Origin of the sequence: Luteimonas panaciterrae, from assembly GCF_020511115.1 — a bacterium.
Classification (GTDB): Bacteria; Pseudomonadota; Gammaproteobacteria; order Xanthomonadales; family Xanthomonadaceae; genus Luteimonas; species Luteimonas panaciterrae.
Genome location: NZ_JAJAVH010000026.1, coordinates 1 through 13,650 on the forward strand (window position 1 = coordinate 1; position 13,650 = coordinate 13,650).

Below are 13,650 nucleotides of genomic sequence, written 5' to 3' on the forward strand. Positions count from 1 at the left end.
GTTCACGCTGTAGTAGCGTGTGCGCGTCGATTCCACTCGCGCTTCTGCCAGATCGATGCGCTCATTGGTCGCGAACAATTGGTCGCCGTTCACCGCATCCGTGCTGCCCGCAGCCAACACACCAGCATTGACATTGACCAGGCGCCGCGTTGCGGGGCCGACAGCGCCAGCACCTCCGCCACTTCCGATCGACACCGTATTCTGTTCCGTGGTGCGCGCACCATAGCCGAGTGCAACGCTGCCGGAAGCAGATTCATTGGCATACGCATTTGCGCCAACTGCTATCGCGCTAGTGGCATGCGCCTGCGACTGGAATCCGAGCGTTGTCGCACGATCGGCCAACGCTTGGCTGTTCGATCCGATGGACACCGCAGCAACACCGGTCGCGCGCGAGGAGCCACCGATCGCGGTAGTGTTGGTCTGCTCGGCAAGTGCATTATTGCCTACGGCCGTCGCACCGATTCGAATTGCCTTGGCGCCGCTTCCCAACGCGACAGCACCTGCCGCTGCAGCGCTCGCACCGCTTCCGCAAGCCAGCGTGCCGCTACCTGTCGCCAACGACGCGATGCCATCACCCTGTTCGCAAGCGTCTCCAGCAAACGCCGGGGGCGCGATTCCCAGTATTACGGCGACTGCTACCGCTTTCGCCGATCGCACACTTGCTCCCTTCCCCTTGGGCCTGGCAAGTTCCGAGGCGACCACGACCTGACCGGCAGACTGGTTCCATACCTTGCGGAATATTCGGTTCATCTGATTTCCTGTGAATTGGGCTATCAACACGCGCTGGACGCCAGCGCTCGACGGGATTCCGGGTGTGGCCGACGCGTCAGCCGGCCCGGGCAAAAAGCTGGTCTGTCCGGACCGGATCAGCCGGACCAGTGGAGGGATCTAAAGTAGCTTGCCCCGGAATCCGGCGCAGTTCAGTTCTGCTGTGCAGCAAAATCCTGCCGGGCCAGGCACTGCCTGACGCTCGCCACCTCGCCATTCGTCAGCATTCCTTTGCCGTGCAGCCACAATGCGTGGTTGTTCATGCATTGCTGATACTTGGCGCGGCTGCTACCTGCCTCGGCACGGCATACCCGCTGTTGCGCGATGAGGTTCGCGCCAGGAATGAGGCCAACATCGCGGATGACCGGGATACCCGTATCGCACGCCCCCAACCGGGCGGTTGCATTGCGGTTGGTGGGCCATCCCATGTCCTGATACATATCGAGTGCGATATCGACGAACAAGCTCGCGTCAAGAGTTGGCGTTTCGAACGGTTCCATCAACGCATTCGGCGTCATGTCAGTATCGATATGGGAAACCACAGAACCAGCCTGACTCACCGGATCGGAATACAAATAAATTCGGTTCTGCGCATCCATTCCGTTGAGCGTAGCCGAGCGGGCGACCGATCGCAGCTCGACCGGCGTCGCACCCGCACGCAGCGTCGCTCCGGTGGCCTGGGAGACTCCCACAACGGGAATCGTGACCTGCCCACCGTCGGCCCCAGGGAGCAATGTGTCGAGCGGCCGTGCTCCCGCGACATTGTTCGCGATAATGACCGCAATGGCCCCATAACGCTGAGCGTTCAGGGATTTGCGACCAAATTCGCAGTCGTTACCGCGGTCGATCAGCACGATTTTCCCACGCAACGCGTCGGCATTGGCGATATCAGGCTTCCCACTGATTCCTTCGCATGCATACGACGTCGGATCGGCGCCTTCTGCCACCGCGTCCTTGACGAGCACCACTTCGCCCTCGGGAAATTCATTAACATCCCCCCCAAAATACGCTTTGGTAAAAAAATGCTCGATGCGTTGACCGCTTAAATCTTGGATCAGAACTAGACGCTTCTCCGCAATTAGACGCGCTGATTCGTTCGCACGCTTGCCCGTCCAGACAATATCCCAAGGCGTATCGACCGCCGAATCGATATCGGAATAATTCCAGAAGAGGGACATGCTACCGATCGCGGCATTCGCTTTCCTGGAAAAAGCCAAATCGTTATAGGCATTCCGCCCAAAAAAAACGGGAGCGCCACGAATGAATCCCACATTGCCATTGAATCCAAGCCCGTGACCAATTTCATGCATGATCACATTGAGAAAGTTTGGCGCCTCCTTGTTGCCCGCATTACCATGTAGGCCGTAGTACCACTCCTTTCCATTCCCACAACGCTTGGTTGCGAGATCAGAATTGAACATGGTTTTGATGTCGTCTGAGGCAGGTACAAGATCTTTTCCAGCGAGTGCGTTTGCCATCGCCGCTGGGTACGCAACTTCTGTTTTGGGTGCATTGGGAAAATCATGGGTACTGGATATTTCAGTAGCACCACCAAGAACATTCCCTCCATCCCCACATTCAAGTGGTGCGAACGATGCCTGCACTCGAATATCCACATTGCTCGACAACAGAGCGCCCCACAAGTCCATCGCATACTGGTAGGCGATACGCCGCTGCTCACCGATGGTCCGGCCTGGATTGCCACCGGTCGGCGTTGCGGGAGTCGGGTCGTTCAAACCGCTGCCGGCCGGATCCTGATTCACGAGAACGAAGTTGGCCTGCGCATCGGCCCGTGTAGCAGTCATTGCCGCTGGCAGCAACGCTATGACGGCGATAGCCTGGAACAGTCTGGAACGTGCCATATTCGAATCCCCCTTAGCGAGCGCTGTCGCTGGGCGTTGCGCCCGTCGAATGAGTGATGACCAACCTCCCATTCGCGCCCCTCACGCCATAGATCGGGGTGATCTCCTCGCGAGAGGTAAAGATGGTGGTTCCGCGGCCATTGACCTGCTTCGCTTGGCGTCGGGCGTCGGCCGCGGTTGCCGGCATCGCATGGATCGCTCGATTGACACCAGCGGCCTGCGCTCGCTGCTTCTCTCCCCGCTTCGGGTTCACTTTGCGCGCGCGCGCGTCAATCTCTGCTCCATCGAGGGGGCGCATCTCTCCACTACGAGCATCACGTTCGACGAGGGGTGCACCCAGCGCGCCGGCATAGTCGGGCAACGTAGCAGCATCTTGATCCTGCTCCTGCGCCCAAGCCGGGCCCAAGCATGCCCACGCAACTGCGAACAATACTGCCGACGAGAACCCAAAGAGCCGTGCGGGTTTGTTTTGCATTCCGTTCTCCGAATATTGAGGAATGCATAATTAACGAACGTCAGCCCCCCCCTCCCTACCCCGACCTATGGTGTGATGCAGCACAAAGGTGCCGATGCAGATCGTTTCTCCGTAACGACAACCGATTAGTAGCGCACTCCGTCTCGCTTTTTCATTCTTGCTACGTCACGGTATGGAATAGCAATTTTGTCGAGTAGATTGATGCAATCGTACGCATGTGTTCACTCAACCAGGCATATCTCGTCAGCCGAAGTGACCCGCAAGCGACCATGGCGACGAAGTTCACAGCACCTACCACCAAGTCTTTGGAGCCAGCCCGTCCCGGTGATGGCCATCCTCTTTCGTGAATTCTGGTAGGGGGGTGACGTCCTTCAGTCGTTTATACACCCAAGTCAAAACACTCGCGGGCACGAGTCATGGGGTTGTCTTCAAGAATTCGGGAGGCGCGAAAGAACGCGGATCTATCCCAACAAGCCCTGGCGAGGCGATTGGGTCTTGCACATTGGTTGGTGAGCAAATGGGAAAGAAATTCATGCCCTCAGCCAACCCAGATTCAATTAGACCAGATCGCCGAAATCACAGGCGTTTCTCGCGAATGGCTTGTTACAGGATATGGCCGCATGACTGTCGCCTCATCCAGCTGCAACGTGTACCAACTGTTTCGTGAAACGGCCACGCCAGATGATGGCGAAGAGGAAGAACGCCGACTTCTCTCAGCTTTCAGAACAAAGTCACAAAGGGTAAGAAGAACGATCATCGAAGTCATAGAAGAGCTTTGAGCATCCGAATGATGTCAATTCATAGAATTCACGACCGTTCTGACGTATTGATGAAGAAGATCTCCAATCAACCACGCCCGATACAAAGCATGCTGGCGTTTATCATAGCCATGACCATTTGGCTAGTTTTATACCAATTTATCTCAGCGCTCTTGGTCTATCGCGACGGAATCAGCGTATTGATCAAAGCCGTCTTTGACCACCTTCTTGGATTTTTTTCGTATCGAGACAAAGGAGCAGCGTCCATTGGCCATGGGACATTTGCGGTGATCTTGGGTCACTCTCTATGAGAGCAATCACTTACTGATAGCACCAAAATATCCTGAGACCACAGCCGAACTTATGAAATCTTCCAAAAAAGCGCTTCATAGGTTTTCCGCTTCATCTATCAGCGCCAATAGTCAGCATGACTATGCTGGATTAGATCAACCCATAATCTTCAAGCTCCCGCGCTGCGCAAACCGTTTCTATCTCACCTACGCCTGAAGAATATCGGCAAATAATTGGGGTTGAGCCACAAAAAATCCCTGCGCCTGATCTATCCCCAGGCTATGCACGATCGACAAGGTCCGTTGATCTTCAACATGTTCGGCTACCGTAGTGAGACCAAGGCGCTGACCGATCATATTGATGGACTCCACAATTACACGATCCACCTTGTTTGTCGCCGCATGACGAATGAACTCTCCATCAATCTTTATTCCGTCAATCGGAAATAACTGTCGGAGTGATCCGAATGAATTGAATCCTTTTCCAAAATCATCGAGAAGCACATGACACCCTGCAGAGCGGACCTGAGATATGAGTCTTTTTGCCGCCAAGAAGTTGCTTATGGCTGCCGACTCGGTGATCTCAAAGGACACCAATCCTGGAGATAGTGCTGAGGTAGCCAGTTCCTTCCGCATGAAAATCCATAGGGATGGATCATTGAGTGAATTGGCCGACAAATTAAGAGAAAACGACAAGCCACTCACAGCACGCGAACAGAAATCTCGCAGCGCAGTTCGTATCACCCACCTGTCGATATCGCCCATTAGGTTGTGTGACTCAGCGAGAGGAATGAAGGCATCTGGCTCGACGATGCCTCCATCCACATCAAGCATCCTAAGCAGAACCTCATAGTGACGGACTGGCAATTCATCTCCCTTCAATTTCCGGATTTCTTGGGCATACAAGCGAAATCGACCCATCTTGATCGCATCATGTATGTCCGCAGCAGTTACAGCCTTACGTCGAGAGGTCATAATTTTTCTTGGTGTTGATAACGCAAAGCGAGCCATACCGAACTGCACAGCGGCGCAAGAAGAAAATTCAGTCACGCATGAAATATTTCGTGACGAATGGCACAAATTAATAACGAAATTTGGCACCTCCCTCCCTACCGCTCAGTTCAAGAACACCAAAGCGAATTTCGCATCATGGCTGTGGCCATGCCTTGCGTATCTCGTGTTACGGCTGTGACGCAAGCGCCCTCAGATCTCTTGCTAAGCCAGGCCGCACGCGATAGGGCTCAAGATTGCTTCGCAGTTGTGCGAGTTTTATCAAGTCAAAAAAGTCGATAAGTTTGTGCTCGCGAATGGACGCTAACCAAACAGACCTAATCGCGTCTTGATTCAACGGGAAGTGGCCGGCGCCCCACAAATTGGCACCAATGGACAGGCGCAGATCAACGCCGCGCACGTGTGCCAAGATCGCCATGGCCTTGCCACATAACTTCTTGCCATTGTCGGTGCAGATGACACGAGGCAAGCCACGACTGCGTGTCAGATGATCCAATAGGCGCGTCAATGCATGACCTGAGATCGTCCACCCAGCGAGGGCGGCTGCCGCTCACCGATCGGCACCTGCTTGCGCTTGCGCCTCCGCACTTGCACCCAGTATGGAAACTAGGGATGGTTTCGACCAAAAATCTATTTCTTCTCATCCCCCTTCGCGGGAGTAATGCTAGCGATTGCATCGTTGAGCGAGGCGCCCTTCGCCAGCTTGTCGAGCGTGGCGCGCAGGGCGTCCGGCGGCATGTAGCCCGGCATCACCTCGCCCTTGTCCGTGATGATCATCGGCGTGCCCTGCAGGCCGACGCGCTGGCCGATGTCGTATTCCATGGTGACCGGGTTCTTGCAGTTGCGCACCGGCACCGCCTGGTCGTTCTTGGCATCGGTGAGGGCCTTCTTGCGGTCGGCCGCGCACCACACGTTCACCATCTTCTGGAAGTCGGGGCTGCCCAGGCCCATGCGCGGGAACGCCAGGTACTGCACGGCGATGCCCTGGCGGTTGTATTCGGCGATCTGCGAGTGCAGCTTGCGGCAGTAGCCGCATTCCACGTCGGTGAACACCGCCACCGTGTACTTCGGGCTCGGCGGCGCGAAGACGATGCGGTCGGCGACGGGAATCGTGTCGAGCAGCTGGCGGCGGACCTTGGCCAGATTGCGCTGGCTCAGGTTCTCCTTCGCGTTCATGTCGTACAGGTTGCCCTGCAGCAGGTAGCGGCCGTCGTCGCTGACGTAGAGCGTCTGGCCGCCGACGATGGCCTCGCGGAAGCCGGCGATCGGCGCGGCGCTGATGTGGTCGATCTCGACCTGGGAGTTGAGCTTATGGATCGCATTGCGGACGCGCTCCTCGGGCGAGCTCGATGTCGCGGCCGGCTTGTCGGCGGCTGATTTAGTTGGTGGCGCGGCTTGTGCGAAAACTGACACTGGACCGAGTACAAATAACAAAGCGAGAAACGATATTTTCATGAAAAATTATAACTCGTAGTCAATAAAATTTATTTGAATTATTAAAGCGTACGAGTCTTTCGACTCGTACGCGAAAGATCATTACCTAAACATTATCGACCAGGAACGCGGCAACACGTTGTTTCTAACGCAGTGTTATCTAGTCCACCACCCAGACCTTTGCAGTTAAAAATAAACAGAGTACACCCCGCCAGGCTATTCCATGCGGTTGGATTCGGGCGGCACTGATAACCGATAATAGTACCAGTGGCATCCTTGATAGGCTTCGTTCCAAACGCAGGCCCGTCAAGATTCAAAGATGCACAACTTGCACTCGTCGGCGTATACCCGGCTGGACAGGATGCGGCATATACGCCATTGTCCGCTGTCACATCCTTTACCGTCGTACATTCAAGAGGCTTGGCTGCCGGTTCCATGTAGTAACCGTACACATCCACGACCATACGAGTACCCGCGCTCGCATAGACAGAGAATTGAGTCTCACAGCCTGAATCGCACAACCGGACATTCAATTCATTGGCTACTGGAACTCCAATGAAGTTAACAGATGATCCTGTTCGAATCGTTCCCGTAGGAAAGACAGACAGATATCCGACTTTTGCCTTTGTATCGGCGACGACATTCATAGCGAGTGCCGCTGCGCCGGCAGGAATGCCACAATTTATTGCTGCCCCACCTTGCCCCTGGAAGCCGGTGGATGACCAAGCAAGGAAGCCACGAGTTTCATTGGGCAAGAGATTCCCACCTCTCACCCTCGTATCGACAATTCGACAGGGCGGAAGCGGTGTGAAGACGAGGTCTCCTCTAGGATTGAGGGATTGACCTGTCAACCTATTCCTCTGCCCAAGTGATTTCTGGCTTATGTTTCCAAAAAGCCTGTTCGTCATCTCGCCAAGCGTTTTAGCCTCGGCCGCATTTTTGAGGTTAGCAAGATCCGCATCCGAAAGTGTCTCGAGCATCTGCTCCAGCCATTCCCCCTTCGGCATTTTATACATAGCCTCGATCTGGCTACCGAAATTCTTCGATATTTGGGCAATGTACTTTGCACGTTCGGCGTCTGCACCTTTCGACCCAGGGCCGGCTGCGAGCACAACGCCCGCAAAAGAACACATCAATAAAGCACTGATAATAGACTTCTTCATAATTCCCTTCTTAATCCTGTAATGTTTTCATCTTGTTTATTTATTAGATCGTTGATAATTGCTAATAAATCATTGAGTTGAATCGAACTCATCCCTCATTGTTGGTTACGCAAAAAATCTGAGACATCGCAAAGAACAAGATCGTCCCAAAGGCCGCCCCCCTTTTTTATTCAAGGATTATCTTCGGCATCACGCCTGTTAATTTGCTTCATACAAGACAAATGCAATAAACAGTACAAACACAGACATCGCCACCGAAGTCCATCGCCAGCAACGATTCGACATGAGTCGCGAATGCATTCGTGACGCACGTCATATCTTGTGCTGTGTATAAACGAGAAATGCCCTCCCCCTCCCTACCTCAAAGACGCCCTTTCATAGACGACGTGGAGTAATCCTCGTATTTCCGGACACGTGCCCCGCCGGAACTCGCGAAGCGAGCGATACACAAGGCGCTCTAAGGGTGATGCTCGTTGTAATGATCGAACGCCAGCGCCAGGTAGCTATGCCATCTCAGAAACGCATGGCAGCACTGAAGATGAAATTTCGTCCGGGTTCATCCAGCCCACTCCCATGTTCACGGTAGCGCTTATCTGCCAGGTTTTCGGCGCGAAATGCTAGATCAAAGTGCGTATTGACCTGCCAGGCAATACGCATGTTGGTGGTGATCCAACCCGGCGTTCCGTTCGGATTGAGGCGTGGGTCGTCGCGATCGCGTTCACTCAAACGATCCTGACGCGTGGAATAGAGCGTATAGACCTCCAGACCCAAGCTGGGGTGCGGTCGCCACAACGTGCCAGCCTTGCCAAACAGTGGCGGGATTCGGTCGGCCGGGTATTTGCGGCCTTCGAACTGCTCATCGCCGCGGGTCCAGGTGGCGGTGGCGTAGAGCTCGAGATCGGGGTTGACGAAGTAGTAACGCGCACCGGCTTCGACACCCCAAAGATTGAGCTTGGTGACATTGCGGTTTTGCACGACGCGCAGGCAGCCGGGGGTACCGTCGACACAATCTTCGCCGCCGGCAGTGCGCATGGCACCGGTTTCGACCGACGTGATCTTGTCACGGTAGCGCGAGCGGAACGCCATGATTTCACCTGTAAACCGCTCACCACCGAATTTGAAGCCAGTGTCCAGAGTGAGCACCGTCTCTGGCTGAAGTTCCGAGTTGGCGATGCTGAAGCGGCCGCCAGGCCGCTCGCCGAAGGCCCCTAGATCGAAGATGTTCGGCGCACGAAACCCCTGTCCCAGATTGTTGACCCAGCGCCAGTCTTCCCCCAGTTTGATGCTCAAGCCGGCATTGCCGCTGAGCGCACTTGGCCTCATGCGAACGCTCGGCGTATCCGCCGTGGCCGGGATGTCGATCTCGAAGCGGCTGTACTGCACGCCAACGTTCAAGTCCGCAAGCGAGCCGATAAGCCAGTCGTCGGCGAGATAGATCGATTTCGAATCCATCCACGCGCCATCGGGAAACCGCGGTTTTCGTACACTGGAGAGACCATCGAGAAGATTCGTGCGCAACTTCGCGGACGACACCTTGTCGCGATACCACTCGTAGCCATAGCTGAGGTAATGCGCATCGTTCAGCGACTTGCCGAACTGGCCGAAAAAACCGTCGAGCGTGTCGCGATTGTGCTCCCGGTCCTCGAGGTCAGGCGCATCGGTTGCGCGTGTGCGCCGATCATCGACGATGTCCTGCCGCCCCAGATGCAGCTCTGCGCTGTCGAACAGCGCGTTCGAGCGATGAATGCGCCAAATCAGCTGCGCAAAGCGCCGCTGTTGCGGCTCGAACAGGAATTGGGTGTTATCGGGTTCAGATTGGCCGAAGCCCGGCACCAATGCGTCGTAGCGGGGCGTGCGCGGTTGCTTGAGGAATTGCACGCTGGCGACCAACTCGTGGCCGTCGACGACTTCCGCGCTCAACTTCAGGTCGAACGCGTGCGCGCTATATCCGGTTGGTCGCAAGCGTTGATCGCCGCCGACACGTAGATCGCCCACATCCTGATGGGTTGCACCGCCAGAAATCGCCAATCCCCTCCGGCCTATCGCGAATTCGACGCGGCCGAGCGAAGAGCGGTCGGCCGAACCGTACATCGTTCTCACAGCACCGGTCGTTTGCCAGTCGGGCCCTTCGAAGCGCGGCTCTCGGGTGAGCATCTGGACCACGCCGCCCATGGCATCGCTGCCGTACAGCGTGCTCATCGGTCCGCGCACCACTTCGATCCGGTCCACCGCTTGCGCATCGACCAAGGCGACGTATTGGTTGGGCGCATTGCGGAAAATGGCATTGTTCAGGCGAAAGCCGTCGACGATGTGCAGGACTTCCGAGCCCTTCAGCCCCCGCACGATCACCACGCCCTGCCCCGGCGTGGTCTGCTGCACGTAGGCACCGATGGCGCCATGCAAGGCGTCCATCGCAGTTTGAGGCGCGGCCTCACGCATTGCATGCGTACCGACGATGGTCGTACCGGCGGGCACATCGAGGGTCGATTCGGGGCGCTTGGTCGCGGTGACCTGGACGCGGTCCAGACAGGCGATTTCATCGGTCGGGCATGCGGGTGCGTCATCCGCCCAGGTGCAAGGAGCTGTGACGATCAGGGCAAGCGCAAGTCCACATCGGCCAAACTGCATCGAAAACCACCTGAAGAAGATTCTTTAATGGATAAGAACGCGTTTGTTGGGCTCTATCCAGCCTGGTGTGTTGAGGTGCCGATGCGCGCAGCGTGAGCGCCGGCATGCGCCGTGCAATTCCCGGGCGCGGCAGGCATCGCCGGCTCTGGAAAATGGCAGCCTTGTGTTCGTACCGAATCGTCCGAACGGAGAGGTTTAGATTAAGGAAGGTCTGGATAACGCTCTTTCGGCCGTCATCCTCGCCTTCGCGGGGATGACGACAATTGTTCAGAGGTTCCTTAACGGGAAGCTTGCATAGGTGCCGCGCTTGGGCTCGGGTCCCCTTGCGCGACGAGATCTTGCCGGGCGACGCACCGCCTAACGTTTACGACCTCAGCGCTTGTCAGCACTCCTTCCTCAAGCAACTGCAGTGCATGACGATTCATGCATTGCTGATATTTGGCGTGGTGGCTACCCGCCTGGATAAGACAGGCCTGATGCTGTGCGATGAGTTTCGAACCGGGGTAGTCGCCCTGGTTGCGGACGATCGGGACGCCGGTGTCGCACATCCCCAACTTGGCGGTTGCATCGCTGCCGATCTTGGCGAGGTCCATCTGCCATGCGCCGCGACCGAATGTCCCGGCGGTCAGCACATACGGATCGTCGTCGATCTCAAGATCCGTCACGACCAAGCCCGTCGGCAGGCCGGTCGAGAACGCATAAAACGTGTCGCCGCCATCGACGCTCTCGTACACGCCCACATCGGTACCAACGAAGATCCGATCGGGATTGAGCGGATCGATCGCCACGGTACTGGCGGGGATGTTCGGCAACCCGTCTCCGACCGCCTCCCAGGTGCCGCCGGCGGTGGTCGTGCGGAACAGCTTGCTTCCCTCGTATACCGCCGAACGAGTCACGAATGCGCGCCTGGCATCGTTGGGGTCGATCGCGATGTCGGAAACCCATCCGCCAGGATAATCGCCGGTAACTTCGGAAAGATTCTTAGCCGCCGCATCGGCGCTATAGTAGATTGCGCCCTTCTTGGTGCCCGCATACACGTGCACCACGTCGACGGTCTTCGTGCCCTCTTTGACTTTGCCTTTCATCGCTGTGATGACGGTGGTAGTGCCTTTGAGGGGTGGACTGATGGTCGTCCATTCCATCGTCGCCGCGGCTGCATTGGCCCGCGATATATAGTCGCCACCAACAAAATGGTAACCACCCGCTACGGCTGTTGGTGTTACCCATGGATATTCTGCTTCGGGAAGCCCTTTAGGATTCTGCCAATCAAACGTGCCCGGTTTTCCGCCCTCAATCGATCGGTAGATAGTGGGGCGGTCACTTGGGTAGCCATTTTGAAACACAATGTTGGTATTGGTGTCGTCGATCGCATTCATGAACCCGTCGCCGTTGACAACGGTCAAATCCCATACATTGTTTTCGACTCGGCGTGAGGACGAGTTGTCTTGTGCGCCGCCAAATACGATCGACTTGTCGGTGGGATGCACCTCGATGTCGTAGTACTGGGTAATGTTGAGATTGGCGTTCATGTTCTGCCAGTGGATGCCCGCATCGTCCGTGCGCCACACGCCGCCGTCGGTGCCCACCCAGAAGCGCTCGGGGTTGTTGCGCGAGTACAGCACGACATGCGTATCCTGATGCACTTCCTGAAGGTCGCCCCAGTATTTGGTCAGCGGCTCGAAGGTCTTGCCCCCGTCGATCGAACGATGCTGTCGAATCGAGCCGACGAGCACTGTTTCCGGATCGGTCGGGTGGACGTCCAGCGTCAGGTCATACATGCATTGACCTTCGCAGGCATCCGTGTTTACAGCGCTCCATGTTATGCCGCCATCGTCGGTGCGATACAGCGTGCCTGTAACTTTATATACACCATCAACTTCTTTTGCACCGCCACTCAATGCATACAGGACCGAATCGTCACTTGCCGCTACAGCAAGGCGCAGGCGGTCGTCTTCGTTTGCCGGGAGGGTGATGATGCCAGTAGCGTTCCATGTCGCGCCACCATCAGTGGACTTGTAGACGCCTTGCCCCGGCGCGCTTGCGTAGACGGTTTCGGAACCGGGAATAGTCACGATGTCTTCTATGCTCTGGTCCAATACCTGCGTCCAGCTTTTGCCCCGATCTGTTGAACGGTACAACCCCCCATTGCTGTCGCCCGAATCGTTACATCTGTCGCCAAATCCCCCAACCAGGATCACATCCCGATCGGTCGGCAAGCCCCTGACCGAGTTGATTACCGATAACTGCATCGTGGCGTCGCCTCCGCCATTGCGCGCGGCCCAGGTGGCGCCGCCATCGGTGCTACGGAAGAGGCCGCCGCTCAAGTAGCCAGCACAATCGCCATGGTTCTTGTCGCCGGTTCCAGCCCAGACGTGGTAAGGGTTGTCCGGATCGATGTAAATCGAGCCGATCGATTGCGAAGCCACTCGCTCGAAAATCGGCGTCCATGATTTGCCGCCATTGAGCGTCTTCCACACGCCTCCATTGGCAGTTCCGACATAGACGATGTCGTCGTCGTCCGGGTGCGGAGCGATGGCATTGATACGGCCGGATACGCGGCCCATCACCCAGTTGCCCATGCGCATCGAAGATGCGCCAATCTCTCGCCAAACTTGGTTTGCGGCCTTGTCAGCGGACTGGCGCAGCTCGACTTCATACTCCAGCTCGCGAATGGCCTCGGCACGCTTCGCGCGCGCCTTGCTCTTCGCACGCGATTCTTGATTGGCTTCGTCCTTGTTGGAAGAGCCCTGTGACTGTTTGAGTGTCTGGGATTGCTTGAGTTCTTTGGATCCACCAAGCCCACGAGATTCGTTCCACCATTTTTTGCGTTGCTCGATCTGCCAGCCCTCGTTGCCGTTGGCTTTGCCGTCTTCGACCTTCTGTTGGGCAGTGGCGGCGCTTACGGATATCAACAATACGCCCATGATAAGCGCACCGTTCCGAATCAAACATGATTTTTTCACACTTCTCTCCCCGTCAGATTTCAGATTGGAGTTGCACACGGTTGCGGCGCAACGTATCTGTTGAGTTTCCGTGTGGTTCTTATTTGGCTAACGGCCGAATGACCAACGTACTTTTTCAATGTCATAGAGCCGCCCTCAGAACTCGCATTTCTTAAGAACGAAATTCGCCCCCTCTCCCCCTACCGCTTAGATCGAGTGGACTGCACCCGTGCAGGATGCCGAACCATGGAGCGCGAACCTGGCGATCACATCGACTTATGTGTCGCGGGGGTTTGACCAGAGCTGGGGCAGGCCCGCA

The 13,650-nt window shown here is 56.3% G+C and carries 10 protein-coding genes and 1 pseudogene; 2 read left to right on the forward strand and 9 right to left on the reverse strand.

Going from position 1 to position 13,650, the window contains the following annotated elements:
• From LG367_RS17770 to LG367_RS17780, 3 genes are all read right to left on the reverse strand, one after another.
• Positions 1-750: ESPR-type extended signal peptide-containing protein (locus tag LG367_RS17770; RefSeq protein ID WP_264179981.1), on the reverse strand; the 750-nt coding region annotated here is incomplete at its 3' end.
• Positions 751-920: 170 nt separating this feature from the next.
• Positions 921-2,630: a PA domain-containing protein gene (locus tag LG367_RS17775; protein ID WP_226470611.1), complete on the reverse strand. Its 1,710-nt coding sequence runs from the start codon at positions 2,628-2,630 to the stop codon at positions 921-923.
• 13 nt (positions 2,631-2,643) lie between these two features.
• A complete protein-coding gene (locus LG367_RS17780; RefSeq protein WP_226470612.1) occupies positions 2,644-3,105 on the reverse strand; it encodes a hypothetical protein in 462 nt (153 codons plus the stop codon).
• A gap of 416 nt (positions 3,106-3,521) precedes the next feature.
• Between LG367_RS17780 and LG367_RS17785 the strand changes: the two genes are divergently transcribed.
• Together LG367_RS17785 and LG367_RS17790 are read left to right on the forward strand one after the other, a co-directional pair.
• A complete protein-coding gene (locus tag LG367_RS17785; RefSeq protein WP_226470613.1) occupies positions 3,522-3,884 on the forward strand; it encodes a helix-turn-helix domain-containing protein in 363 nt (120 codons plus the stop codon).
• A gap of 50 nt (positions 3,885-3,934) precedes the next feature.
• The gene (locus tag LG367_RS17790; protein ID WP_226470614.1) at positions 3,935-4,174 is read left to right on the forward strand and encodes a hypothetical protein; all 240 of its coding nucleotides are present in this window, start codon (positions 3,935-3,937) and stop codon (positions 4,172-4,174) included.
• A gap of 186 nt (positions 4,175-4,360) precedes the next feature.
• Here the strand turns inward: LG367_RS17790 and LG367_RS17795 are convergent, their stop codons facing one another.
• The 6 genes and pseudogenes from LG367_RS17795 to LG367_RS17820 all read right to left on the reverse strand — a co-directional run bounded on the left by LG367_RS17795 (position 4,361) and on the right by LG367_RS17820 (position 13,313).
• Positions 4,361-5,203, reverse strand: a complete 843-nt coding sequence (locus LG367_RS17795) for an EAL domain-containing protein (protein ID WP_226470615.1) — start codon at positions 5,201-5,203, stop codon at positions 4,361-4,363.
• 337 nt (positions 5,204-5,540) lie between these two features.
• A pseudogene (locus LG367_RS18790) lies at positions 5,541-5,758 on the reverse strand (IS3 family transposase); the annotation flags it as partial.
• A 36-nt stretch (positions 5,759-5,794) separates the two neighbouring features.
• On the reverse strand, positions 5,795-6,619 hold the full coding sequence (locus LG367_RS17805; protein ID WP_264179982.1) for a thioredoxin fold domain-containing protein: 825 nt from the start codon (positions 6,617-6,619) through the stop codon (positions 5,795-5,797).
• 92 nt (positions 6,620-6,711) lie between these two features.
• Positions 6,712-7,761 (reverse strand): hypothetical protein, encoded by a 1,050-nt coding sequence (locus tag LG367_RS17810; RefSeq protein ID WP_226470616.1) that lies wholly within the window; start codon positions 7,759-7,761, stop codon positions 6,712-6,714.
• A 513-nt stretch (positions 7,762-8,274) separates the two neighbouring features.
• Positions 8,275-10,389: a TonB-dependent receptor plug domain-containing protein gene (locus LG367_RS17815; protein ID WP_226470617.1), complete on the reverse strand. Its 2,115-nt coding sequence runs from the start codon at positions 10,387-10,389 to the stop codon at positions 8,275-8,277.
• A gap of 278 nt (positions 10,390-10,667) precedes the next feature.
• On the reverse strand, positions 10,668-13,313 hold the full coding sequence (locus LG367_RS17820; RefSeq protein ID WP_226470618.1) for a WD40/YVTN/BNR-like repeat-containing protein: 2,646 nt from the start codon (positions 13,311-13,313) through the stop codon (positions 10,668-10,670).
• Positions 13,314-13,650: the final 337 nt, after the last annotated feature.

Excerpts from the sequence above, each read along its gene's own strand:
- LG367_RS17805 (WP_264179982.1), bottom strand. The coding sequence starts at position 6,619 with ATGAAAATATCGTTTCTCGCTTTGTTATTTGTACTCGGTCCAGTGTCA.
- LG367_RS17780 (WP_226470612.1), bottom strand. The coding sequence starts at position 3,105 with ATGCAAAACAAACCCGCACGGCTCTTTGGGTTCTCGTCGGCAGTATTG.
- LG367_RS17820 (WP_226470618.1), bottom strand. The coding sequence starts at position 13,313 with ATGGGCGTATTGTTGATATCCGTAAGCGCCGCCACTGCCCAACAGAAG.
- LG367_RS17775 (WP_226470611.1), bottom strand. The coding sequence starts at position 2,630 with ATGGCACGTTCCAGACTGTTCCAGGCTATCGCCGTCATAGCGTTGCTG.
- LG367_RS17810 (WP_226470616.1), bottom strand. The coding sequence starts at position 7,761 with ATGAAGAAGTCTATTATCAGTGCTTTATTGATGTGTTCTTTTGCGGGC.
- LG367_RS17815 (WP_226470617.1), bottom strand. The coding sequence starts at position 10,389 with ATGCAGTTTGGCCGATGTGGACTTGCGCTTGCCCTGATCGTCACAGCT.
- LG367_RS17790 (WP_226470614.1), top strand. The coding sequence starts at position 3,935 with ATGAAGAAGATCTCCAATCAACCACGCCCGATACAAAGCATGCTGGCG.
- LG367_RS17785 (WP_226470613.1), top strand. The coding sequence starts at position 3,522 with ATGGGGTTGTCTTCAAGAATTCGGGAGGCGCGAAAGAACGCGGATCTA.